Below are 23,902 nucleotides of genomic sequence, written 5' to 3' on the forward strand. Positions count from 1 at the left end.
ACTGCGTGGCGGACGACGCGACAGAATCTCGCGGTCGCCCAAGCAGCACTCGCCTACGACGAGGCCAGTCACCAGCTCGCTGTATGAGTGAGGACGACCGAGCCGGTGAGTTCGGCCCCATCTATCTACCAGCCCTCCAGCGGATTCGTGATCTCTGGCTCGAACTCGAGCCGTTAGTTGAGGAAACGTCGTACGATAACGTCGTCGCACCCACAGAACTGCAGATCAGTCTCACTGACGGGCTTGGAGATGCCGACACTGCGCGACTCGATATCCAGTGGAGCGAACTGGGAATGTATTCCTTTCACTACGTCGATAGCGACGACGTCAATTGGCGCTTCGATCGTCACCCGAACACACACTCACCCGAGATTCATTTCCATTCCCCGCCCGAGGCCGCGACGACAGACGCCGAACCGTCCTGTATCGATGTGACCGAAGTCTCACTCGTGACGCGTGCCGTCCATGCGATGTGGCGAGCAGCCTACGAGGACGACGACGTCGACCAGCTGAATAGCGCCTCAAACTCGCCGTGAGGCGGCATTAGCGCACGGTTCGGTCGCTACGTTGACCATCTGGTCGCGAGCGGCTTCGACATCCAAGTAGAGCGCCAACGCGTGCTTGATGAGGCGGCGGTCTTCCAGAGTCTCCTCCCAACGCGTAATCACGTCGTGGCGGTCACGGAGCTCCGCACTTGCGAGGTCGCCGTCGGCGAACGACTGTTCGAGCTCCTCCCACGTCTCGACGTCATAGGTCGCCTGCCACTCCTTGATCTCCTCGGTGATCGCGGTCCCTCCTCCCTGCCAACGAGGCGGAGCCGGACATCGACGACTATACGCTCATCTATAATCTCGACGAGACGCCGGGAGATCACACGCGAACATCCGCCTCCAAAATCTGTTGTCTATCCTAATGAGACAATAAGATAAACTGATAACAAAGGACTGCCATCGAACAATTAAGATGTCGAAGGGGATGCAAAAAGGGGGAAGCGTACAGCCCGAACCGAGAATATCTCACTCAACCGTTGACCCCGTACACAACGGCAGTATCGTCAACAACCCCGAGGAGTTTGTGACGACTCTTGTCTGGCGAATTGCAGCAGAACTTGACTGCGACCCGCTGGCGCTTCCGCCACTTGGAAACCAGATTAATCTCGATGCCGTCAGGTCACTCGCGACTGACGGCCGTTCATCAATCAGCTTCACTTGCGGAAACTGCGACGTTTTCGTTGGGCACGATGGCCAGCTGACCGTCAATCGCATCGGTAAGGAGAGCAAAGATGACCTCGTCTAAGTCCAACCCCGTTCGTGAGGAACGCTGCCCTGTCTGTGGCGGAACCAGCGTCAATAATAAATTCAGTCAGAAGACAAAGCGTCGCCAACATCCCGAGGATTACTGGTGTGGGGCCTGCAAATCACACTTTGACGACCCGATTGAACTTACGGTCGACAGCTCAGTCGTCGTCAACTCCGATACGCTACTCAATGCGATTCGGACTAAGCACGCCTTCTCGATTCTCACGATGGCTGACCGACCGACTTCTGCGCAGGATGAGATCGACAACGGAGTCCCGGCCGGTAGCGCTCACCGAATGACCAATTCACTCACTCGAGCAGGTGGACTCGCTGAAGTAGATTTAGATGAAGACGGTGGCAAACAGTATCTTCGGCCCGCCGACGCACTGGTAATCGATTTTCGAGGAGAGTCACCGACGGCACGCTGGGAGAACCTCGACGGAGTCTAAGCGCAAAGCGTTCTACTCGCGTGTGTTTGAACGCGACGTCATGCACATGCTCAGCTGGTTCAAACGAACGCTCGGCGGTCGGGTTTTCGACCGCCTCAACCGCCGGCAAGATTCGGGCAGAAAATGAGTACGTCGTAGGACCCGACTCCGAACTCAAAGACTGCGGTAAGGAATGGCACGACTGTTCGATAGAGGACGCGAATCGATCGCTACCAACTAATGGCGAGACTGATTCAGTTGCCACCCTGAGATGAGAATCGCAAGTAACCATGCGGCAGAAGCAATTACGCCGAGAGTTCCCCCTTCACCAATAATTACTCTATAAGCTTGTGTTGAGCCTGCGATACACGCTGCGACCATGAGGAGCAACCAGCGGCGTTGAGAGACTTCCTCTGCCATCCTTGTTTAGTGTTCAACTCGGTAGAATGTATAAGTGGACACATCCGACGGTGAATACACTCTCTGTAGTCAGCACGCGACATCTGTCAATTACTGAGTCTTTTCAACAGAACTCGGGGTTCGTACTACAGTTGAAGTGCCCCACAGAGCACCAGCATCGGTGAGAGTCTATCGGCGCTGTGAGCCGTGCAGCGCTGCGTACAAGCGCTGGACTCACCGATGGATCACCTACTACCCATAAATTTCAAACCGACGAGTCACGTGTTGAAACGAGCACAGTACGAAGCCTTCGCGTTTTCAGTTCTCGACGGTGACATCCGAGTTCGCAACGAGAGCCACGAGAACCCAGCAACCCACGAGTACCTCGTTACCGTCGTCAACGGTATTCCGGCTACTTGTGAATGCCCCGCCGACGCTGCGTATGAAGGCCCATGCAAACATCGGGTCGCCATCGCGATTCGGCCTAGAATCCTCGAACTTGTGACGAAAGTGCAGGTCGTGGCAGACGGCGGAACCAGAGCTACCGACCACTACGAACCTGCTGAGTCGGATCAGTGTGAGTGCGATAAACTCGACGACGGATTTCCCTGCTGGGACTGCGTTCGGACTGGTCGAAAAACGCTCCCTGAGACGTAGGTATACACGCGCTGGTCGCGTCACCTCTGTACAACTGATATCGTATTGAACCGATTGTGTAGTCGCTCCTGCCTTACTCTGGCTGGTAGGGATTGGTCGCCGTGTCGAGGCGATACACATCCGTGGCGGCGTCGAAGTCGTCGTCGAATGCGTAGAGATATCCGAGGCCTTCAGTCTGCATGTACGCGACGATACAGGCGTCAACAAATGAAAATCGCTTGTACTGCCGGAAGAGTGCCTTCCCAGTCGCGAAGGCGTCGCCAGTCAACGAATCGATGTGAAAGTGGGTGTTCTCTTCGACACGATCCAGAAAGTCGATAGCAGCCTCGTGACCAGCGTGTGTCGTCAGTCCGTTCAGTGTCTCGGCAAGAACGTAGTCAAGAATGACCGCTTCTGGAAGCTCAGCAGCATCAATACCTTGGAGGATGGGAAGTGCGTCATCATGTGCGCCATCCCGGCGATATGCTGCGGCGAAGAGAACAGATGTATCGACGAGTGCTTGCGGCATTTAGTTGACGTCGACGCCCCAAGCGTCGTGGTCGGTCGTCACGTCGGTTTCTTGGCTGCCGTCGTAGCCGGTAAAGTCGCCGAATGTCCCGCTTCGCTGCTGAACGATTTCGACGCGGAGAGTACCGTCGCTTTCGATGTGCCAGCGGAGCGTATCACCATCGTCAATATCGAGTTCTCGACGAATTCGAGCAGGGATATTCGCTTGATTCCCAGAGACCTTACTTTCGGAGTCGACGCTGTCATTGCTCATATTCCAACTGATGAGACCGCGCTGTATAAACGTAGTGTGCATGCACACTAACGCCTGAGACGAACGATCGTCGTCCGGAGCGACGGGTTGGGAGTTAAACAGAATCACACCAGTACGTCCGCGGTCGTTTTTCTGCCCCCTGAGGGGTGCGGGGTGCAGACGAAGCACCTCGCTGATGACCGATGGCAACGAGAGACATCTACGAGAGTGATTTCGACGAAGACGTATCGACGGATAATACGACGGCGTGCCCAGAGTGCAACGGACGAGTCAGAACGAACACAGCAGAGACAAACTGTGAAGACTGCGGGCTCGTTATCGACGAACAACAAATCGACCACGGACCAGAGTGGCGGACGTTTGACGGCGAGGAGTCCTCCAATAAACGAACGGGGGCACCACTCACCGTGGCACGTCACGACCGCGGTCTCTCGACCGAAATCGGACGCTGGCGAGACGCAAGTGGAAACCAACTCTCAGCACGAAAACGCCGACAGCTCGGCCGACTACGTCGAGAACAGCGCCGGGGCCGGTGGCGGTCGAAAAGTGAGCGGAATCTCGCGCACGGCTTGGGCGAAGTCCGTCGGATCGCGAGTGCGTTGGGACTCTCGGAGACCGTTCGTGATCAGGCCTGCCAGCTCTTCAGAAGCGCCAAGCACGAGGACCTCCTTAGGGGTCGGTCAATCGAAGCGATCGCCGCAGCGAGCGTCTATGGCGCGTGTCGGTGCAACAGCTCAAGAGTGGCGCGAAGTGAAGTCGCTGAAAGAGCACAGGTCGAACGAAGTAGGGTTGTGAACGCATACAAGACGCTGAATACAGAGCTTGGGCTGCCGGTCAGTCCGGTCACACCCCGGTCGCTCATCCCGCGGCTGTCTTCGGAGCTAGCGGTTGAGGATGCTGTTCGGCGACGAGCACTCGAACTGGCAGAGCGGGCGCACGGTTCAGCCATCGCAAACGGGCGTCAGCCAGCAGGGGTTGCTGGCGCTTGCGTCTACATCGCCTCGCAAGAGTACAGACGAGGACTCAGACAAACGGACATCGCGGAGGTCGCTGGAACAACTGCAGCGACGCTTCGTGCTCGACGCGACGAACTCTTGACGACAATCGATTCAGAGGACTCAGCGTAGAGATGGGTGTCGACGACGAGTCTCTATTAACCAACAATAGAGGGAGCCACAGATAGATGTTGGTTAAGACCGGGCGTCTCGGTCAGGAAGAGATGACTCAGTCTAGAAACAGCTGAAATCAACTCTCACAAGGTGTAGTGAGCTGTTTTTATGGGGCTGAATGACTGAGCCCTCAGGGCTTTGTGATTCAATGACTGAGCAACCGTCGAAAGATCCGTTTGAGGATTGTGAGCTGAGCCCCGACGCGATTCTTGGCACCCGTACCTTCGAAGACGTCCTGTTCACAGACGAGACGGAAACACCCGTGAATGTGCTCACTGGCGAGACACCAGATCATTCGCGAGCGACCGTCAACGAAGCTCGATCCTTCGCCGCAGGAATCGGCAGTGGCACGCCACACATCGCACTCCCGGCATCAGTCGAAACGCAGGTCGAAACAAAGAGCAAGCCGTACACAGCGGCTGCCTTCTTCCACTTCAAGGCGACAGGGTCACTCGAACGACATCGTGCGTACCACGCCGCCTACAACTCGGATACGTTCTCGGTTGAGTTCGAGGCTGATTACGAGACCGGGGACCTGACGATTATCGTCGAGGAGAAGGACTGTCAGTCGGAATTCGAGAACGCATAGCCAGTGATGTCGGTTCGATTTTTTTGCGCGCCGGCGATGGGTGCCGACGCACCACGTAGCGACGCGGTATGCAGTCGTGTACGTCGGTAAATGAAAGTGAAACCAATGCACATGGTCATTTACGCGCTGGTAGAAGCATCGACGAGAGACGACGCAGTGGTCACCGGCAAAGCAGTGTTCGATCAGCTGCACACGTCGACTCTGAAGAGGGACAGAAACTCTTAGAGCGCGGTTGGGACGCGACGAAGAACGAATTCCAGCGAAATCTGGATCGAGTGCGGGAGGCGCTCGACGACCTCTCCGACGAGGAGATCATGCGCGATGAGGACCTCGCTCGGCACGCGTTTCATCAGGTCGGTGCCTACGACTGTCCCTCAATCTTCCTATACGACGAACACGGGCGCGGGATTCGTTACCAAGAGCAACTGAATCGCATCGTTGACGAGAGCGACGACATCTGGATCGTTCCAGCTGACGTTCACTTCTGACAGATGCCGTCAACCGCCGAACGACTGATGGGACAGTCGGGGGATGTCTGCCGGAGTGTTAGTGAGGAAAGATCAGATGACTGGCCTAGCGATTAGGGCTCAGAATATTATAGTCTAGACTATTATAGTCCTGTTTCTAACTTCGGAGCCCATATGTATCTCCTACAACGACAGGGAGTATGGACCAGTTCGTCAATCGCATCGATGAGCTCAACCGGTTGCAGGCCCTCTATGAGAGTGACGCTGCAGAACTCGCAATAATTTATGGGCGTCGTCAGATCGGAAAGAGCGAACTCGTCCGCCAATCGATTGCCGACCGTGACGATGCTGTGTACTATCAGGCAATCCAAGGAACAGCGACGACACAGCTCAGGCGATTCGTCGAGGCAGCAGCGACGACCTATCCCGACATCACAGCCGTCAAAGAGGAATGGGAACCGCTCTTAACGTACCTCTCCGACAGAGACGCAATCATCGTCATCGATGAATTCCCGTACCTCATCGAATCGAATGAGGGGCTTCCCTCGGTCATTCAACACCTGTGGGATACGGCCGTCGACGAGAGTCAGTCGACGCTCGTACTCACGGGCTCTGCAATCGGTATGATTCATACCCACGTTCTCGATGGCGGTGCGCCACTCTACGGCCGGGTGTCTCAGAGACCGAATGGTCGCCTCGAACTCACCCAGTTGCCGTTTCGCTCCATCCAAGAGTTCGTGCCGACGTACGATCCCGAAGAACGGGTGTTCGTCTATGGCGTCTTCGGCGGCACACCTCGATATCTCAGTCCTCTCGATCCGTCACAGAGCCTCGGAGAGAACATCACGCAATTGCTTTGCGATCCAGATGGCCCGCTCCATGACGAGCCCGAAACCGTCCTCCAGATGGAGCTCAACGAGGTGAACACGTATTTCTCCGTACTGGAATCGATGGCCAGCGGGAACCGCAGTCGAAATGAGATTGCCCAAGGAGCCGGCATCGAGAGTACCAATACATCGTACTACTTCGACCGACTGGAAACGCTCCAAATCATCGAGAAACACCATCCGGCACTCGCCGATCCGACGCGTAGCAAGCGGACCCGGTACCAGATTCGAGATTCCGTATTCCGGTTTTACTTCCGGTATCTCTACGGCCGCGAGGGACAGTACGAACTCTACGGCGAAAACGCCTACGCAGATCTCATCGAACCGGAACTTCCCGACTTCGTCAGCGAAACGTTCGAATCGCTCTGTCACCAGGCAGTGCCGGCGCTCTATGCAGACTACCAGCTCACACAGGTACCAAGCCAGTGGTGGTACAAGGGCCGGGAGGTAGACGTCGTCGCACCAACCGACGGGTCGACGCTGATCGCTGGCGAAGCGAAGTTCACCAACACCCCGCTCGGCTATGATGTGCTTTCGGATCTCGAAGACGACGTGGAGCACATCGACTGGACGCCCACCACAGGTGGTGAGCCGACGTATGAATTTGCCTTGTTCAGCCGCTCTGGGTTCAAACGCTCCGTCAAGGAAGCTGCAGACGAACGTGACGACCTCCGTCTCTTCGATTTGTCCGATATCGTTGCCATGCTCGAGAGTAGAGCCGACCAGTAACGCCGGACGGTATTGAGAATGGTTTTTAGACCTCTGAAAGGGAGGTCAGATATCCGATAATCAGAAATCACGATTGAGCGGTACGCAACGCTCAAAGAAACGAGTGGCCTCGAAATGACTCCAGCGCAGTCGGAATCTCACTCAAAGGATTTCAGCTCAAAGACGCCCGTGAGAACATAGAGGCGCTCTGGAAGATATCCATGAATTCGTTGCAGACACGTATCGAATCCAGCCAGCAAATCTACACGAAGAGTGATTTTTTAGCTGTGGCACAGAATGGTGAAACCATAGTATGGGCCCAAACACCGAGCAGAGAGCGGGGAGGTCTGATATACATATCGACCCCGACCGTCTGGCGCAACGGCTCAATGCGATTGACCAGTGGATCGAGCATGTCCGTTCAACGCCTGCGCCGCAATGGGGATCCGAACTGAATGAGTTGATCAATTCACAGGTCAGTAGCGCGGAGGCGCTCTCGGAAGCTCGAGAGAAGGGATCCTCACAATTCGACCAATTCGATCCGGATGCGATCCGTGCAGCGGGCCAAACGACTAAGTGAGTATCTGGATGTTGGGTTCTCGAACGTTAGCTGTAACTTCTTACTGCTCACAAACCGCTAGCGCGGTGAGTTTCTAAGGGAGTGATCAAGAAACGGTGACGGGAGAAGGGGCCCCAGGGTCGCTATAAGTCAGATACCCGTTCGAGACCTTGGTCAATCATTGCCGTCGTAAAACAGTCACAGCAGAAATCGTCTGCAATCTCCAGTGCTTCACCGAGTGTCATCTCAACGTAGTCGCTCGATGGCTCCAGATGGTCTGGATCGTGAATCGACAAGTAGCCTGATTCGAGGTCACCACCAATCGTTTCGACGAAGACCGGTAATTCCCTGTCTAACTCCTCTAGATGCATTCCCGCTCTCGGTCCCACCTCGGTCATTGTCTATGATACGTGTTCGACCCGATAAAAACCTCCACTGTGTGGGATACCCCTGAGTTCCACTCTCAGACTAAGCCTGGATACCCATTCCAATCCGTTCAGGAGCCCAGAATTGACTTTGCATTCCCGAACGAAGCAATATTAACGCCTCACTCGGACAGATGTGCGACGGCGTCACCACTGACGAGGCACACCGTCCAAACTGTCTTGAGCTGCCAACAGAGCATCCACGGACGTTTAAGTCATCGTAGAGCAATTGTGAGGACATGGCCACGGATCTCACCGAACGGGTGCAAGAAATCGCGGAAGCGCGAGGCATCCCCGAGTCGGAGATCCTCGAACAGGCGCTGGAGCGCGGTGTCGAAGACCTCTGGGTAGATCTCATCCTCTCCCGATACACGAACGACGAAATCGATCGAGCAACAGCGATCGAACTCGTTGGTCGCGACCGCGTCAAGCGTGCAGAACGCGAGCTGCAGGCAGTCGAAGACGATATTCGGTGGGGCCTGAATGCGTGATCGTTGCGGTCGCTGACACAGGCCCACTCATCCACCTCAACGAAGTTGATGCGCTTCAGTTGCTCTCAGTAGTTGATGAACTCCTCATCCCACAAACGGTATACGAGGAACTCAAGACAGGTACGGTTCCGTCGGCACTCAGTACCATCGAGTACGAGCTCATCGAGGCAGAGATAACTGAACGCACCGCTGATTTAGACCCTGGCGAGACTGCTGCTCTTGCGGTTGCATCTGAGCGCTCAGCTGTCCTTTTGACTGACGACCTCGCTGCAAGAGACGCTGCCGAGGACATCGATGTTGAGGTGCATGGTTCAATCGGTATCATTGTTCTCGGCTACACTCGTGGGGAACTCACTAAATCGAAAGCAGCCGAGCTGATGCGAGCACTCCAAACAGAAACCAGCGGCTCTGTTGAAATCCTCAGGGAGTTACAGGTACGTCTGGTAGTCTGACCGGATGGAAGCCCTTCCGAAATCGCAGTTGCTCCGGTTCGTTGAGCAAGCGATCCACTTGGCACGCCGAGCTGTCAATCACTACTCATCGAAGTTCTCCAAACGCCGGTACACACTCCACCAGCACATCGTTTTACTCTGTCTCAAAGTTCGGAAGAACACGACTTACAGGACGCTTCTCGACGAACTCATCGAGATGCCACGCATTCGGAAAGCCATCGATCTTGAGGAACTCCCCTCCCCCTCAACGTTGTGTAAGGCGTTCAGTCGGCTCGATATGGCGGTCTGGCGGGTTCTTCTCAACCTCTCAGTTACGCTTCTCCCGACCAATGGTGTCGTTGGGATCGACGCCTCCGGGTTCGACCGCAGTCACGCCTCAAAGCACTACACGAAGCGCACGAAGTTGACGATTCAGCAGTTGAAAGTCACGCTACTCGTAGACACGAGAGCGAATGCTATCATTGATCTCCACGTGACGACGACCAGAAAACATGACTCCCAGATTGCACCGCCGCTCATCAAGCGGAATGCCGAGAATGTGACAATCCTCCTCGGTGATAAGGGATACGACGACCAGAAGGTTCGCGCGGTAGCCCGTAAGACTGGTGTTCGACCGCTCATCAAGCACCGCGAGTTCTCGTCGCTCCACAAAGCGTGGAACGCTCGGTTGGATGCCGATCTCTATGGCCAACGGAGTCAGAACGAGACGGTGAACTCTCGCCTCAAACGGAAATATGGCGCGTTCGTCCGCTCACGGCACTGGTGGAAGCAGTTCCGTGAACTCGCTGTTGGCTGTCTCACTCACAACATCGACAAGACACTCTGAACGTAAGATGGGGAGGAACTACGAATTGTTCAGTAACCTACACCAGAGTTTTCACATAGTAGACTGGTGCCTATGTAATGAACACGCGGTGGATCTCGTTTGTCCGAAATGCTACCCTTGCGACGGTACTCCTTACGGGGTTGTATGGTCTTCGAGCGGTGGCTCCACTTGGTACCGTTCTACTTATGTTCAATCCAGTGCGTGTTACGACGATACTGTGGATAGTCTACCCAGAAGCCTTCGAGCCAGTGGTGTTTATCGCAGAACTCTTTATTCTCGGACTGGTTGGTACCACTGCCGCTCACCTTGTTCATAGATGGGCAACCGACGCCCAACATGCCAGTTGGCATCTCGGCGTGGCTGGTGCTCTCAGTATAGTAGGTGTCCACTGGGTAAAGTGGGCAATTAAGTTCGCCGGTACGACCCACACCGATACAGCCCCGGTTGTTATTACGGGTGTTTCAGGATTGATACTGCTTGGGCTGGCCGGGTGGTTCGCTGGTAGTGGGACACAGAAGTGAATGGTAGAGGACTGTGGAAGATATACACATTACATAAGCATACCTACCTAACGGCTGTTTCAGTGGGAAAGATGTCGAGACAATAGGATTTCAACAGAGCCGGAAATCTCCATCCGGCAGATTATCGTCCTCTACGCTGCCGCGGATCTGCTCATCACCGGCCTCATGCAGTGGTGCCTGACAAACTACCTGTTAGGAATCAACACGTGTCGAGAGAACGCTGCCAAGTAAGTCTCTCCCATCGCTCATTGGCCGACATAGACCTTTGGTCGGACGGTCATTCTCTCCTCCTGTCGAACACCCCTTACTGGTCATATTGCCGCCAGTGAGGACTGTTGAGATACAGTCCACATTGGTCTCATTCGCGGGTATACGTGACTGTCCGACCCCAACTACTCTTCTTCCCCCAGAGGCCAGACCGAATGCATTCGAGTTCGACGATCTGAGAATTGTCGACGAAGAGGTTGACGTTCGGGCCGAAGTTCTTGATGTACCATTCGAACACCGGCGGATCAGCAGCCTCGAACACGTAGTGCTCGATGCCCACCCCGTTCGCGATCTCGAAGGCAACGTCTGTTCGCCACTCGCGGACGCGTTCAGTGATCCCCTCCAACTCGACCATGATCTTGTACGCGCCAGCGTCGAGATGGCGCTTCGCTTCATTGATAGCACTTGCCGGATCGATTGCCTCCTCGCTTTCGAGTTCTTCGACACTCGACGCACCGCCCGCGCCGAACTGGACGTTGATTTCAGGCTTCGGTTTGAGGCCGTGTTCGTCGACACGTTCGGTCAGTGCGACCATGTCGGCGGCATCGATCGCGAGGAATCCGCTGGAGATCTCAACGATGTCGAAGCCGAGATCACCAGCTTCGGTGATGTAGTCATCGACCTTATCGTGGTCGCGCACAAGTACGTTCTCGATGAACCCCCGGTCGAGACTTCGACATCGTGTTCGTGGCAGACATCGATGAGTTCTCGAACGGCGTCTTCGGGCATCAGGGCGAACGACCCGCCGGAGAACTTGTAAATATCAACGTACCAGCCCATCGTCTCGAGGATATCGCGGAGTTCTCGCGGCCCATCGGATCGTAGTAGGGACTACAGATTTCTGTAATACCAGTTTTGCGCGGCTTGTCCGGTCGGTGGTTCTGATGTAGGAAGCTGAAACGCTCGATCTGAATCAGTTATGGCTCACGTGAACTAACGAGTGCACGTTCCTTCGTGATACTCCCCGGCCCGACTGCTTAGTCAAGCAGGGATACGAGGTCGGTAACAGTGTGGTCCTCAAGATTTTGAACCGCCTTGATGAGTTCATCGCGCCGGGAAGGTTTACTGCTTGAAGTCCTCGATCAACCCGCCTTGCAGCACGATCTCAATCTGGCGCAAGCTCAAACTGTGCTCGGCCGCAAACGTCGTGTCCTGCGTGGCGTTGCGCACGGTGACCTCTCGCCCGTTCTGTAGCTCCTCACGCACGGCGGGCAGTTCGAGCGTGTCGCCCTGGTCGATGGCGTCGTAGTCGGCGCGGTCGGTGAACTCGAGGGGCACGATGCCGAAGTTCACGAGGTTCTGCCAGTGGATGCGCGCGTAGCTGACCGCCAGCGCCGCCCGCATCCCCAAGTAATACGGCGCGAGGGCTGCGTGCTCGCGTGAACTCCCCTGACCGTAGTTCGACCCGCCGACAACCATCCACGGCGCGCCCTGGTCTTGGGCTCGCTTGTAGAACCCCTGCTCGACCTGGTCGAACACCCACTCGCTGATCCTCGGGATGTTCGATCGGTAGGGGAGCACGTCCGAACCAGCGGGCATTATCTCGTCGGTCGAGATGTCGTCGCCAACTTTCATCAACACCGGGCCAGTGATCGCGTCCGGGACACGTTCGAACTCGGGCAGTGATTTCACGTTGGGTCCTTTCTCGAGTTCGCCGCCCGGGTTCTCCGGCGGTGGGCTCAGCGCCGATTCGTCAACGATGATCTCCTCGGGTTCGGTCCAGTCGGGGTAGTCGATCCCGTGCGTCTCTTCGAGGGTTCGCGGATCCGTGATCTCACCGGTGAGCGCACTCGCCGCCGCGGTCTCGGGACTGCAGAGGAACACGCTGTCCTCGCGGGTGCCGGTGCGCCCGGGGAAGTTCCGTGGGACCGTTCGGAGGCTGTTGCGGCCGGAGGCCGGTGCCTGCCCCATCCCGATACAGCCGTTGCACCCCGCCTGATGGACGCGAGCGCCGCTCGCGTATAACGCTCCGAGGTGCCCCATCTCCGTCAAATTCTCCAGCATCTGTCGGGAAGTTGGGTTCACGTCGAAGCTGACCTCCGGGGGGACCCGCTCGCCCTTCACGATCATCGCCGGTACCGCGAAGTCACGGAGCCCGGGGTTCGCGCTGGACCCGATGTAGGCTTGGTAGATGTCCTCGCCCGCCACCTCCGTTACCGGGACGACGTTTCCGGGGCTAGATGGCTTGGCGATCAACGGTTCGATCTCGTCGAGCCGGATGGTCTCGGTCACGTGGTACTCGGCGTCGTCGTCGGCCCGTAACTCCTGGAACTCGTCCTCGCGCTCCTGCTGGGCGAGGAACTGTTTGACGGCGTCGTCGGCGGGGAAGACGGTGCTGGTGGCCCCCAGCTCGGTGCCCATGTTGGCGATCACGTGGCGGTCCATCGCAGTTAGGGTGTCCAGCCCGGAGCCGTGGTACTCGATGACACGTCCGACGCCGCCGTCGACATCGTGGCGACGGAGCATTTCGAGGATGACGTCTTTGGCGCTGCACCAGTCGGGGAGTTCCCCACGTAACTCCACACCCCAGACCTCCGGTGCGTTCACGTGGTAGGGCTCGCCGGCCATCGCCATGGCGATGTCGAGGCCACCGGAGCCGATCGCGAGCATGCCCATCGCTCCCGCGGCCGGCGTGTGTGAGTCGGAGCCAAGCAGGGTCTTGCCCGGCACGCCGAACCGTTCTTGGTGGACGGGGTGGGAGACGCCGTTCCCGGCGGGAGAGAACCAGATGCCCCACTTCTCGCAGGCACTGTTCAGAAACAGGTGGTCGTCCGGGTTCTTGTTATCCTCCTGGATGAGGTTGTGGTCGACGTACTGTGCGGAGAGCTCGCTTTCGAGGTGCTCGACGTTCATCGCCTCGAGTTCGAGCATCACCATCGTCCCGGTGGCGTCTTGGGTGAGCGTCTGATCGATCTCCAGGGCAATCTCCTTGCCCGGCTTCAGCTGACCGTCGACGAGATGGTCATCGATGAGTTTCTCGGTTACTGTTCCAGGCATGGATGGAGAGACGGCCCGTTCCCTCTTTGTTCTTGTGACGCACACTCACACCATACAGCGAATTCCATCATTTACCCAGGCATGTGAAAGATTACTCAGCTTTGCACGTTGAAGTAGGAGCGTGACATAGTCGGTGGCAAGGACGGATGATGCCGATTACGGACTTCTTGTCGTGCATGCACGTGTTCGACGAGTTCGACTCGCTCTCACCGGAGCAACAACATCACGCCAAAGCCTACGCCACAGGTCTTGTTGCGGCCCGCAACAAGACCGTGGCGGGCATCGCACGCGAAGTTCTTCCAGCCAACAGCAAACGCGCCCTCAACAAGTTCCTCACCGAGTACGACTGGGACGAACAGCAGCTCAACCACGAACGTCTTGAGGAACTCCAGAAACACGGTGAAACGCGCTGGTCGAAGGACGGCCACATCATCCTCGACGACACGATTACCGAGAAAGCCGGGGACGAAGTCCCCGGCGTCGGCCACTTCTACGATCACGCTGAAGGCGACACTGTCTGGGGCCAAGACCTCATCTACGCCTTCTACGCTGACGACAAAATGGCCTATCCGCTCACCTTCCGCCTCTATGAAAAACAGGATGAAGATGACCAAGACCACGGCACCAATGTACGATCTCGCCCGCGAGATCGTCACCGAACTCGAAGAAGAGGTAGGTGTCCGCAGGCACACCTACCTCTTCGACTCGTGGTTCGCCCACGATTCTGGCCTTCCCGAACACATCGAATTCTACGGCAAGGATTGGATCGGCCCGCTCCGGAGCAATCGCAAGGTGACCTACGGCGGCGAAGAACTCCGCGTCGATGCGCTGGAAGAGCGCATCGACACGGTTGAGCACGATGTCGATGACGAAACCTACCATATCTGGACGAAGAAGCTTCCCGTCTTCCAGCTGGGAGACGGGAAGCTGGTTATCGCCGGGAAAGAGACTGATGAAGACGAGGAGAATCCGGTCAAGTACCTCGCCACAAACAAGATCGACGCACCGACCGAGCACGTGATTCGCTCCTACGGGATACGGTGGCGCATCGAGACGTTCTTCGAGGACTCGAAGCAGGATCTCGGCCTAGGAGACTGCGAGATGCAGACTGACGAAGGTGCCAGTCACGACTGGCACCTTCTGATGGTTGCCTACAGTCTCGTTCGTCTTGATCCAGAGTTGAGCGCCTTGGGGACGGTTCGCCCGAAGCGATGACGCTTTCGAGCGAACCTCGAGCACTCCCTGAAAGAAGCAGTCTACAACCTCCTCACGTGGGTTTGGGACAACGATGATCGGGGCGTCGATGATCTCATGAACGAGATTGACCACCTCTTTGTTCGCTCAACAGCCTGACGCTAACGTGCAAGGCTGAGTTATACCTGATTGAGCGCATCGGACGACTTGGGGCTAAAGCAAGACACGGCTCCCGTATGAGGGTAGTCACCCGGGTTCTGATTTTCGTCGTGTGGGTGCTTCAGTGAGGATGAAAGTACAAATCGTGTCAGTTGGTGAGCCATCTAAACTGTTTAGTGGGGAAGGGAAACTATTTGTTTAGAGGCATCTAAATCTCGCCCATGGTGACCCCGAAAGTCGAAGATTATCTGAAGGCGATATACTACCTTCAGGACGGAGACATCCCGGCCGCGTCATCCGAGATTGCGTCCGCGATAGGGGTCAAACCACCAACCGTGACGACGATGTTGCAGCGAATGGACGACGATGGTCTCGTACATTACGAGAGTTATCAGGGTGCTCGTCTCACCGAGCGTGGTGAGAAGGGGGCGCTCAAAGTGCTCCGCAACCATCGGCTACTCGAACTCTTCCTGACCGAGGAGCTCGGATACGATTGGGCAGAGGTACACGACGAAGCAGACGTCCTCGAACATCATCTGAGCGAGACGTTAGTCGAGCGAATCGAAGTGCTCCTCGGGTCGCCTGCGGTAGACCCACATGGAGAACCGATTCCTACTGCCGACCTCGAAATTCGAGAATGCGAGACACAGCAGTCGTTAGCGGAGTGTCAAGAGGGAACGGTTGCGGTCGTTTCTGAGGTGCGAGAAAGCCGCGCAGACGTTCTATCGTATCTTGCGAACTCTGGGATCTCGCTTGGAACGGAACTCGAAGTGGTCGAAACCGCGCCATTCGGGATGATCACATGCAAAGTGAGGACGACAGAGAAACCGCTCTCGCTCCCGACTGATGTCGCTGCAGACATATACGTATCACGGCCTGCTGAACCGGCCGAAAGCGAACAGAGACAGTACAACGAGGCGTAATACATGCCTTCACAAGATTATTCACAAGCAGCAAAGTTATCAGAGAGATTGGAGCAACGACTAGTAGACTCGCTCGAATCGGATTTCAAGACCACTCGACGGGCAGTTCTCGGGGGGCTTGGTCTCGCAGGGAGCGCCGCTCTCACTGGAATCGGACGGGCAGACAGCGACGAGCATCATGGTCCAGGAGAGGATTCACACGGAAATTTCGGTGCGACCGGAGAATATAGCGACACGGACTTTGACCCACACGAGTTCCTCTACCAGTTCAACACAGGCCGTGGTGAACAAAAGAACGTCCCGCAGGACGTCTACGAGGAGAACGGCCGAACCGTTCGGGAGTTTACCTTCCAAGCGGTCGATACCACCGTTAGCATCGCCCCTGGCATCGAATTTCCGGCATGGGCCTACAACGGCCAGGTACCCGGCCCGACCATTCGAGCCGTCGAGGGCGATCTCATTCGTGTGAAGTTCGAAAACCTCGGACGACACGCCCACACCATCCACCCGCATCTCCGGAACCTCAATCCGGAGATGGACGGGATCCCGCAGAACGGACCGGGCGTCCTCAATACGGGTGAGTCGTTCACGTACGAGTGGATCGCTCAACCCGCAGGCGTCCACTTCTATCACTGTCACTCGCTCCCGCTGAAAGAGCACATCCACCGGGGACTGTACGGGGCAATCATCATCGACCCAGATCCGGATCGTGTCACCCAGCGACCAGAGGAGTACTGTGACTTCCACCGCTCGCAGATCACCGACGAACTCCGTGCGGAACTCGTCGCCGAGGCGAAAACGCGGAATCACGAGTACGCCGAGAACGACCCCATCAACGAGATGGTGATGGTGATGAACGGCTTCGACACCAACTTCGACGGCGGCAACGAGGTGTACGCCGCCAACACGCGGGCGTTCGCCTACAGCGTCGGCGAGACCGACGGCCGAGGGAACTGGAAAGCCGGGGAGACCAAGCGCCCGATCCAGATCGACGGCCAGCAGCGCCAGCGAGTCTACCTGGCCAACGCGACGGAGTTCGACCTCATCAATTCGTTCCACACCCACTCGCAGTTCTTCGACTACTACGACCACGGGACGACACTGACGCCGACGCTCCAAACGGTGGACACGGTCATGCAGTGTCAGGCACAGCGTGGTATCATCGAGCTGGACTACTCCGATCACGACCCGGGACTGTACATGTTCCATGCCCACCAGTCAGAGTTCGCTGAACTTGGCTGGATGAGCTTCTTCGAGGTGGTCTAAATGAGCAAACCAAACACTGACGGCGACACGACTGTGAACCAAACTGAGCGCCCGCTGGGACTTCCGAAGTGGGCTGCAGCACTACTCCCAATCCTCCTGCTCGCACTCATCGCAGGTGGGTTCTTCGCGACGGCGCCGTTCGCGTCGCTCGACAACGGTGGTGCGCCACTCCCCGACGTGTCGGTGACGCATACGACCCTGCCGAGCGAAGAGACCGTCGTCCTACACGTCACGAATAACGGTCCGGACGAAGTGACTATCTCACAGGTGCTGGTCGCAGAAGCCTACTGGGACTTCGATGTGCAGGGCGCAGGCGGTGATAACACACTCGCTCCTCGTGAGAGCGCACAGGTCGTCATCCCGTACCACTGGAACCCAGGCTGGGACCTCGAGGTGGCCCTGCTGCTCTCGGACGGTGCAACCGTTCACCACACCATCATCGCCCCCAGCCAGTCACCGGGCCTGACGACTGACCTACTGGTGACGATGGCTGTCATCGGCCTGTTCGTCGGCGTCATCCCCGTCGCACTCGGGATGCTGTGGTTCCCATTCCTGCAATCGATGAGTGACCGCTGGCTCCACGCGATTCTCGCCTTCTCGGCGGGTATCCTCGCGTTCCTCGCTATTGATGCCGGGTTCGAGGCTTTCGAACTCGGTGAACAAGTGCCGGGCGCGTTCGAGGGGCCCGCCCTCGTCGCGCTCGGAATCATTGGCGCACTTCTCGCCGTTCAGGCCGTCAGCGCGTGGCGACAGGGCCGTGCGGAAGCAGGTGATGCGCGTGCCCAGAGCGGTCTGTGGGTTGCCTACCTGGTTGCGCTCGGAATCGGCCTCCACAACCTCGCCGAGGGGCTCGCCATCGGGAGCTCGTTCGCACTCGGGCGCGTATCGCTCGGGGCGTTCCTCGTCATCGGCTTCATGCTTCACAACGTGACTGAAGGGCCAGCTGTCGTCGCACCCGTTGCACGTGGTGAGCGTCCGAACGTCCTCCACTTCGTCGGTCTGGGGTTCATTGCAGGTGCTCCGGTCATCCTCGGTGGCTGGCTGGGTAGCCTTGCCTTCTCGCCGACGCTCGGGGCGTTCTTCCTCGCTGTCGGCGTGGGGGCGATCCTGCAGGTCATCTGGGAACTTCGAGAGATGGTCAGTCGGAATGGACGCGTCGGTTCTGCGCTGAATCTCGTGACGTTCCTCGTCGGACTTGTCGTGATGTACGTCACTGACCTCTTCGTCGCACTCTAAACCCCCTGAACTAACCCTTATACAATCGATGAATCGACGACAAATGCTCAAACTCAGTGGAAGCGCTCTTTTAGCAACGGCAACCGCAGGTTGTTCGTCCAACAGCAACCCCGACGGGACGACACGTGTCTCGATGAACGAAGACTTCGCGTTCGATCCAAAGACGCTCACTGTAAGCGCCGGGACAACAGTGAGATGGGTGAACGATAGCGATGTCGGACATACAGTGACGGCCTACGGGGATAGGATACCAACAGAGGCAGTGTATTTCGCTAGTGGAGGATTCGAGTCTGAACGAGCCGCACGAAACGACGTGAGTGGAGGGCTGCTCGCTACCGGTGATACGTACGAACACACCTTCGACGTCACTGGGACGTATGAGTATGTGTGTATTCCACACGAAGGCTCAGGGATGACAGGTACTATAACGGTCGAGTAAAGCTCTGAGCGGTCTTCCACTCGAGCAACAGGATCTGTTTTTCTGGGGCAGAATGACTGAGCCCTCAGGGCTTCGTGATTCAATGTGTGAGCAACCATCGAAAATCCGTTTGAGGAGTGTGACCTGAGCCCCGACGCGATTCTTGGCACTCGTACCTTCGAAGACGTGCTATTCACTGACGAGACGGAAAGGCCCGTGAATGTGTTGACCGGCGACACACCTGAATATTCGCAAGCAAGCGTCGACGAAGTTCGAGCCTTCGCCGCGGGAATCGACCGTGACACGCCGCAAATTGCGCTCCCTGCATCAGTCGAGGCTCAGATCGAAACAGCAAGCAAACCGTACACAGCTGCTGCCTTCTTCCACTTCAAAGTAACCGGATCGCTCAAGCGACATCGTGCGTATCATGCCGCCTACAACTCGGATAGGTTCTCAGTTGAGTTCAAGGCCGATTACGAGAGCGGGAACTTGACGATCACCGTCGAGGAGAAAGACTGCTAGTCGGAACTTGAGAACGTCTAGTCAGCGTCGTCAGTACTATTTTTTTGAGCGCCGGCGATGGGTGCCGGCGCATCACGTAGTGACGTAGTTGTGCAGTCGCATGCGTCGGCAGACGAAGGTGAAAACCGATGCACATGGTCATTTACACCCTGGTAGAGGCATCGACGCGAGACGACGCAGTGGCCACCGGCAAAACAGTGTTCGATCGGCTGGTTGGGGCCGACCCACACGCTGGCGCCGTGTTCGACTACTACGTCTGCTTTGACGAGGAGAACACGATGGTCGCGGGCAAGGCTCGATGGGCGATTTACCGGCCGCAGCCCCCGTCGACTCAGACGATGGGCAGGACCTACTCGACTGAGGGTGGGAAGCGACGAAAGAAGAGTTCGAGCGCAATCTCGAACGGGTGAAGGAAGCCATCAACGGACTCTCCGACGAGGAGATTATGCGCGATGAGGATCTCGCTCGGCACGCGTTCCATCAAGTCGGCGCATACGACGGACCGACGGTGTTCCTGTACACCGAGCACGCCAGCGGTATTCGGCATCGCGGCCAGCTCGATCGGATTCTCGACGAGAGCGAGGACCTCTGGATCGTCCCTGCCGACGTCCACTTCTAACCGATGCCCCGAATCACCAACTGGATACGGGAGAGTCGCACACCGTCGCTCGCGTATCGAAACACCGAGACTGGAGCCCGAGCCGTTCTCCATCGTGCATCCGACTCATACCGGTACAAGTGGCGTGGTGCAATCCTCGTCGACGACTATCCGGTCTGGTCACGTGGCTTCGAGACGAAGCAGGCGACAGCCTTTCGGGACGCTCTCCGAGACAGATCACTCCCTGAGCTGACCTGCCCTGAGTGCCCGAACGACGACGTTCTCGTCGGTGAGAAGGCAGCTGACGGGGCGAAGGTACAGCGCTGGTTCGACTGTCCCGATTGTGGCTACGAAGCTCGCTCGAAGGTAGTCTACGGCGCTGAACGCTAAGGTCACAAGACGCCCAGCGGAAGCGTTTTTCTGGGGCAGGAGGGGTGGCCCGATTCACACGGGCCAGATCTACAGATGAGTCTGGACGTCATCAACCGTCACAGCGAAGCACTGTTCGAGTTCCTCTGGTGTCCCGTCTGCGGGCACGAGGTGTTCAGCTACATCCCCTTCGAGGGCGTGTTCTGCAAGAACTGCAATACACAGGTGGAACTCCAAGAGTCGCAAGAGGATCGTGGCTACGAGGAAGCTGTCCTCGCCTGCTTCGATACCGACACGACCTGGAATCTCCACGTCGACGAAAAACTTCGTCGTGACCTGCCTGGCGGTTCGGCGAGGGTGAAAATTTTCGGCGCACCGGGTGCCTACGAGATCGACTGGTGGAGTCCAAAACCGGACGAGGACTGGGAACCGGTCGAGCGCGGTGAGTTCGACGACGTCGAAGAACCTGCTGAGGTGTCTCACTTGGCCTAAGGAGAGGGTTCGTTGGGGAGTTTTTCACCCCCAGAGGGGTGCGGGGGTGTTCGAACGAGCACCCCGCGAACAGAACTATGAGTTGGACAAGTGATTCACAGTCATCTGGAACGTCACACACTTCGGATGAGACCGACGTCGTCTACGTCGGCTACCGACAGCGAGGCCGCGCAATCGTCGAAAAGTATCCTGGCCGCGAACCGCTGACCCCAGATCGGAGTCTCAAGCTGGCGGACCACAGTCCCTCGGGCTTCGAATGGGGGTACAGGGGGAGTGGCCCAGCGCAACTCGCGCTCGCCCTCCTGCTCGATTACACCGACGACGAGGACGTCGCACTAGCGGAGTACATGGCGTTCAAGAACGAAGTAGTGAGCCGATTGGAGTGTGGTGGTCCCAAACAGCGCTGGCGACTCACAGGACACGAGATAGATTCGGCCCTTCGTGAGACAGTCGACGAGCCAGTCGCACCGTCCGTCAGCTAACAGTCAGAGAGCAATCCATGACAGAACCCACCCAGCAGTCCCGTACGAACGCAGAATCGACCGAGAACAGCGAGCGAAAGGCATCAACTGAGTACGTTGAGCGAAGCGATGTCGGGGTTTCCCTCACTGTGAAGCTGACTCGCGGTACTGGGACTCGCGACCAGGACTAGATCATTGCCAAAGTGAAAGCGAAAACGCTCGAAGAGGCCCGCGAGGACATGGAGACGCTTCGGGGGTACATCCACGACCTCGCCGAAGACGCCCGCCAGATCCAACCGGGGGAAGACGACGAGTAGCGGGTAGGTGAGGTCTATTTCGCCTCTGTAAGAGCGGAGGCGATCATCAGTGAGCAACTCAGAAGAGCAAGAACGAAATTCGGATGGACTGTCGCCAGCACAGCGACTCGAACCGCCAAACTCGCGACTCATCAACGCGGGAATCGTGACGATTCACGATATGGAAACGCTGCGAGCGTGTGTCGCGTACGAGAACGCGAATCAGCAGCGTGTTCGGATTCTTCGCCAGCTCAAGCAGCAGGCCGACGAAATCCGTTCCCAAGAGAGGTGAGCCAACCCGCAATCGTCGTTTTCAGAGCCTTCAGTAACATCATGGCTCGGTTACAGGGAGCTCCCACGAAAGGATCACTACTGAACCAACGATGAGGACAACTCCTCCGGCAGCTAGCGCAAACAGTGGGGACACATAGTCCGAGAGAACACCGCTCCCAAGTTGAAATGGAATGACGGCTAAGCCGCTGACCATCGCCATGGCGCTCAACACGGTTGCGCGTCCGAGCGTTTCGATTTGGTTGTTAACGTACTGTCCAGCGAACGACCGCGTGACGTCCGAGAGCCCTCGAGCGACGAGGAACGTCGGAAGCGCGAGTATGGGAACAAAGTACATCCCGACCAGTGCTGCACCGACGATGAATGGCAGGATGATGAACCACGTCTGGATACCGATGAACTCCTTGATCGCGCCAGTATAGTAGCTGAGTACCGCACCGACGAGACTGTACGCTGCGTAGAACCACCCCAGAAGTGATTCGACTTGTCCAGGGGAGACGCCTAAATCGACAACGACGGTCTGGAAAATCGGCTGGAGAAAGACAAACACGAGGTACGTCACAGCGGCGTAGAGGACGTAGTAATAGAGAATGAATGCCCTGAGATTCCGTTCGGAAAGCGCCTCCTTGACGATACCAACGGTTCGGCGGAAGCTCAACTCGTCCGTGTCTGTCTTTTTGTACGTTTCAGGTTCGTCTAGTGTCAGTAGTACCACGGCTCCGAACCCAGTAACTGCAGCTGCGACGAACCACGGGTACGAGAGATCGATACTCCCGAGATACCCGCCAACAATGGCTGCACCAGCACCAACCGCGAGAGCTGCAGATTCTCCTCGCCCTCGAACGTGTGCGAACTCGTCTTCCGAGAGGTCGTCTGTGAGCGTGTCGTGCAGCCACGCATCCTCACTCCCGGATCTAAAGTTGTACCCCGCAGACCAGCAGACATAGAGAACCGCCAACGCGAAAAACGACTCAGAAAGGCCAATCCCAAGGAGCGTTACAGCAATCAGCACCGTCCCGATAAGAAGACTATTCCGTCGACCAACGCGATCTCCGATGTACCCCGTCGGTATTTCACCGAGTAATGTGGTTAGATTGTATATCGCTTCGAGAATGGCGATTTGGGTGAAGTTGAGTCCCTGTGCCAGGAAGAAGAGGTACATAATCGGCCGGTAGAATTCGACCGCTTTGGCGGATTTGTAGAGATAGTATTTGATGATACTACCAGGTGCGGACGCATTCCAGAGAGACCCAGAGAGACGACCCATTATTCGAACATCGATAAGAGAGACTCAATTACGTTCCGTTATTTTGATTCTGAGGAATCGTAATAACAGGGTCCTAAGTAGCTCTCAACGTAAGATCGAATATGCGAACGAGCCTCAACGTTCCACAGGAGGTGCTCGATTCATTCGACGAGACGTGGAAGTCAGAGGGGATGGAATCACGGTCACGAGCCGTCCGTGAAGCGATGCAAGAATACATCGAGCGCCACACTCGCTTAGAAGAGATTGAAGGAGAAGCTGTCGCGGCAATAGCGTTCGACTACGAACATACACTCGTCATTGGAGAACTCCATACAATTCAGCACGAGTTCGAGGACGTCATTGGAACGACCCAACATATGCACCACGGGGACTGGTGTCTGGAGACCATTTTCTGCACCGGTCCCGCAAATCGGATTCGTGAGTTAGTGTATCAACTCCGGGATTTCGATGCTGTTGGGCGTGTGAACGTCATGTTCCTCCAGCCTGTAGCCTGAGTCTGCGGAACTGGCT

The 23,902-nt window shown here is 56.8% G+C and carries 27 protein-coding genes and 7 pseudogenes; 27 read left to right on the forward strand and 7 right to left on the reverse strand.

Features of this window, described 5'->3' with window-relative positions:
* Window positions 1-87, forward strand: a pseudogene (locus NDI76_RS21815) (winged helix-turn-helix domain-containing protein); the annotation flags it as partial.
* Window positions 84-536 (forward strand): toxin-antitoxin system TumE family protein, encoded by a 453-nt coding sequence (locus NDI76_RS21820; protein ID WP_310926254.1) that lies wholly within the window; start codon window positions 84-86, stop codon window positions 534-536. The pseudogene NDI76_RS21815 and the gene NDI76_RS21820, both read left to right, overlap by 4 nt.
* Here NDI76_RS21820 and NDI76_RS21825 read toward each other — a convergent pair.
* Window positions 522-788, reverse strand: a pseudogene (locus tag NDI76_RS21825) (DUF7342 family protein); the annotation flags it as partial. The gene NDI76_RS21820 and the pseudogene NDI76_RS21825 sit on opposite strands and share 15 nt — an antisense overlap.
* A 175-nt stretch (window positions 789-963) precedes the next feature.
* Here NDI76_RS21825 and NDI76_RS21830 point away from each other — a divergent pair.
* Together NDI76_RS21830 and NDI76_RS21835 are read left to right on the forward strand one after the other, a co-directional pair.
* Window positions 964-1,296 (forward strand): HalOD1 output domain-containing protein, encoded by a 333-nt coding sequence (locus NDI76_RS21830; RefSeq protein ID WP_310926256.1) that lies wholly within the window; start codon window positions 964-966, stop codon window positions 1,294-1,296.
* A gap of 1,069 nt (window positions 1,297-2,365) precedes the next feature.
* The gene (locus NDI76_RS21835) at window positions 2,366-2,782 is read left to right on the forward strand and encodes an SWIM zinc finger family protein (protein WP_310926257.1); all 417 of its coding nucleotides are present in this window, start codon (window positions 2,366-2,368) and stop codon (window positions 2,780-2,782) included.
* Window positions 2,783-2,855: 73 nt separating this feature from the next.
* Here NDI76_RS21835 and NDI76_RS21840 read toward each other — a convergent pair whose 3' ends face one another.
* Window positions 2,856-3,290 carry a type II toxin-antitoxin system VapC family toxin gene (locus tag NDI76_RS21840; RefSeq protein ID WP_310926258.1) on the reverse strand — a complete coding sequence of 145 codons (435 nt, stop codon included), beginning with the start codon at window positions 3,288-3,290 and terminating at the stop codon, window positions 2,856-2,858.
* The gene (locus tag NDI76_RS21845) at window positions 3,291-3,542 is read right to left on the reverse strand and encodes an AbrB/MazE/SpoVT family DNA-binding domain-containing protein (protein ID WP_310926259.1); all 252 of its coding nucleotides are present in this window, start codon (window positions 3,540-3,542) and stop codon (window positions 3,291-3,293) included.
* A 182-nt stretch (window positions 3,543-3,724) separates the two neighbouring features.
* Between NDI76_RS21845 and NDI76_RS21850 the strand changes: the two genes are divergently transcribed.
* From NDI76_RS21850 to NDI76_RS22855, 5 genes and pseudogenes are all read left to right on the forward strand, one after another.
* A complete protein-coding gene (locus NDI76_RS21850) occupies window positions 3,725-4,669 on the forward strand; it encodes a transcription initiation factor IIB (protein WP_310926260.1) in 945 nt (314 codons plus the stop codon).
* 190 nt (window positions 4,670-4,859) lie between these two features.
* Window positions 4,860-5,300: a DUF8025 family protein gene (locus NDI76_RS21855; protein WP_310926261.1), complete on the forward strand. Its 441-nt coding sequence runs from the start codon at window positions 4,860-4,862 to the stop codon at window positions 5,298-5,300.
* A 105-nt stretch (window positions 5,301-5,405) separates the two neighbouring features.
* A pseudogene (locus tag NDI76_RS21860) lies at window positions 5,406-5,788 on the forward strand (DUF7995 family protein).
* A gap of 179 nt (window positions 5,789-5,967) precedes the next feature.
* A complete protein-coding gene (locus NDI76_RS21865; protein ID WP_310926263.1) occupies window positions 5,968-7,383 on the forward strand; it encodes an ATP-binding protein in 1,416 nt (471 codons plus the stop codon).
* Between the two features lie 292 nt (window positions 7,384-7,675).
* Window positions 7,676-7,942, forward strand: coding sequence for a DUF8150 family protein (locus tag NDI76_RS22855; protein WP_484494596.1), 267 nt, complete (start codon window positions 7,676-7,678; stop codon window positions 7,940-7,942).
* Between the two features lie 122 nt (window positions 7,943-8,064).
* Here NDI76_RS22855 and NDI76_RS21870 read toward each other — a convergent pair whose 3' ends face one another.
* Complete coding sequence (locus NDI76_RS21870) at window positions 8,065-8,319, reverse strand: hypothetical protein (RefSeq protein ID WP_310926264.1); 255 nt, start codon at window positions 8,317-8,319, stop codon at window positions 8,065-8,067.
* A gap of 266 nt (window positions 8,320-8,585) precedes the next feature.
* Here NDI76_RS21870 and NDI76_RS21875 point away from each other — a divergent pair, with 266 nt between their 5' ends.
* From NDI76_RS21875 to NDI76_RS22785, 5 genes are all read left to right on the forward strand, one after another.
* On the forward strand, window positions 8,586-8,837 hold the full coding sequence (locus NDI76_RS21875) for a ribbon-helix-helix protein, CopG family (RefSeq protein WP_310926265.1): 252 nt from the start codon (window positions 8,586-8,588) through the stop codon (window positions 8,835-8,837).
* Complete coding sequence (locus NDI76_RS21880) at window positions 8,834-9,289, forward strand: PIN domain-containing protein (protein WP_310926267.1); 456 nt, start codon at window positions 8,834-8,836, stop codon at window positions 9,287-9,289. The genes NDI76_RS21875 and NDI76_RS21880 overlap by 4 nt, the downstream gene beginning before the upstream one ends.
* 4 nt (window positions 9,290-9,293) lie before the next feature.
* A complete protein-coding gene (locus NDI76_RS21885) occupies window positions 9,294-10,115 on the forward strand; it encodes an IS5 family transposase (protein WP_310926268.1) in 822 nt (273 codons plus the stop codon).
* A 77-nt stretch (window positions 10,116-10,192) separates the two neighbouring features.
* Window positions 10,193-10,636: a hypothetical protein gene (locus tag NDI76_RS21890; protein ID WP_310926269.1), complete on the forward strand. Its 444-nt coding sequence runs from the start codon at window positions 10,193-10,195 to the stop codon at window positions 10,634-10,636.
* 123 nt (window positions 10,637-10,759) lie between these two features.
* The gene (locus NDI76_RS22785; protein WP_425498417.1) at window positions 10,760-10,867 is read left to right on the forward strand and encodes a YgaP-like transmembrane domain; all 108 of its coding nucleotides are present in this window, start codon (window positions 10,760-10,762) and stop codon (window positions 10,865-10,867) included.
* A gap of 127 nt (window positions 10,868-10,994) precedes the next feature.
* Here NDI76_RS22785 and NDI76_RS21895 read toward each other — a convergent pair.
* Window positions 10,995-11,817, reverse strand: a pseudogene (locus NDI76_RS21895) (phosphosulfolactate synthase).
* 148 nt (window positions 11,818-11,965) lie between these two features.
* Entirely contained in the window at window positions 11,966-13,900 is a 1,935-nt protein-coding gene (locus NDI76_RS21905) for an aconitate hydratase (protein ID WP_310926271.1), read from the reverse strand.
* A 146-nt stretch (window positions 13,901-14,046) separates the two neighbouring features.
* Here NDI76_RS21905 and NDI76_RS21910 point away from each other — a divergent pair.
* From NDI76_RS21910 to NDI76_RS21965, 12 genes and pseudogenes are all read left to right on the forward strand, one after another.
* Window positions 14,047-15,272, forward strand: a pseudogene (locus tag NDI76_RS21910) (IS701 family transposase).
* A gap of 202 nt (window positions 15,273-15,474) precedes the next feature.
* Complete coding sequence (locus tag NDI76_RS21915) at window positions 15,475-16,176, forward strand: metal-dependent transcriptional regulator (RefSeq protein WP_310926273.1); 702 nt, start codon at window positions 15,475-15,477, stop codon at window positions 16,174-16,176.
* Between the two features lie 3 nt (window positions 16,177-16,179).
* Entirely contained in the window at window positions 16,180-17,442 is a 1,263-nt protein-coding gene (locus tag NDI76_RS21920) for a multicopper oxidase domain-containing protein (protein ID WP_310926275.1), read from the forward strand.
* Window positions 17,443-18,678, forward strand: coding sequence for a ZIP family metal transporter (locus NDI76_RS21925; protein ID WP_310926277.1), 1,236 nt, complete (start codon window positions 17,443-17,445; stop codon window positions 18,676-18,678).
* Between the two features lie 133 nt (window positions 18,679-18,811).
* Window positions 18,812-19,117: a plastocyanin/azurin family copper-binding protein gene (locus NDI76_RS21930; RefSeq protein ID WP_425498408.1), complete on the forward strand. Its 306-nt coding sequence runs from the start codon at window positions 18,812-18,814 to the stop codon at window positions 19,115-19,117.
* Window positions 19,118-19,213: 96 nt separating this feature from the next.
* The gene (locus NDI76_RS21935; RefSeq protein ID WP_484494598.1) at window positions 19,214-19,618 is read left to right on the forward strand and encodes a DUF8025 family protein; all 405 of its coding nucleotides are present in this window, start codon (window positions 19,214-19,216) and stop codon (window positions 19,616-19,618) included.
* Window positions 19,619-19,746: 128 nt separating this feature from the next.
* Window positions 19,747-20,237 (forward strand): annotated as a pseudogene (locus tag NDI76_RS21940) (DUF7995 family protein).
* Between the two features lie 3 nt (window positions 20,238-20,240).
* The gene (locus tag NDI76_RS21945) at window positions 20,241-20,606 is read left to right on the forward strand and encodes a DUF7568 family protein (protein ID WP_310926279.1); all 366 of its coding nucleotides are present in this window, start codon (window positions 20,241-20,243) and stop codon (window positions 20,604-20,606) included.
* A 75-nt stretch (window positions 20,607-20,681) separates the two neighbouring features.
* The gene (locus NDI76_RS21950; RefSeq protein ID WP_310926280.1) at window positions 20,682-21,077 is read left to right on the forward strand and encodes a DUF7567 family protein; all 396 of its coding nucleotides are present in this window, start codon (window positions 20,682-20,684) and stop codon (window positions 21,075-21,077) included.
* Between the two features lie 77 nt (window positions 21,078-21,154).
* Entirely contained in the window at window positions 21,155-21,559 is a 405-nt protein-coding gene (locus NDI76_RS21955; RefSeq protein WP_310926281.1) for a DUF6166 domain-containing protein, read from the forward strand.
* 17 nt (window positions 21,560-21,576) lie between these two features.
* Window positions 21,577-21,855: pseudogene (locus NDI76_RS21960) on the forward strand (DUF7389 domain-containing protein).
* Between the two features lie 49 nt (window positions 21,856-21,904).
* Window positions 21,905-22,126, forward strand: a complete 222-nt coding sequence (locus NDI76_RS21965; protein ID WP_310926282.1) for a DUF8129 domain-containing protein — start codon at window positions 21,905-21,907, stop codon at window positions 22,124-22,126.
* Window positions 22,127-22,165: 39 nt separating this feature from the next.
* Here the strand turns inward: NDI76_RS21965 and NDI76_RS21970 are convergent, their stop codons facing one another.
* Window positions 22,166-23,392: an MFS transporter gene (locus NDI76_RS21970; protein ID WP_425498410.1), complete on the reverse strand. Its 1,227-nt coding sequence runs from the start codon at window positions 23,390-23,392 to the stop codon at window positions 22,166-22,168.
* 101 nt (window positions 23,393-23,493) lie between these two features.
* Here NDI76_RS21970 and NDI76_RS21975 point away from each other — a divergent pair, with 101 nt between their 5' ends.
* On the forward strand, window positions 23,494-23,886 hold the full coding sequence (locus tag NDI76_RS21975) for a CopG family ribbon-helix-helix protein (protein WP_310926283.1): 393 nt from the start codon (window positions 23,494-23,496) through the stop codon (window positions 23,884-23,886).
* Window positions 23,887-23,902 lie beyond the last annotated feature (16 nt).

Origin of the sequence: Halogeometricum sp. S1BR25-6, assembly GCF_031624495.1 — an archaeon.
Classification (GTDB): domain Archaea; phylum Halobacteriota; class Halobacteria; order Halobacteriales; family Haloferacaceae; genus Halogeometricum; species Halogeometricum salsisoli.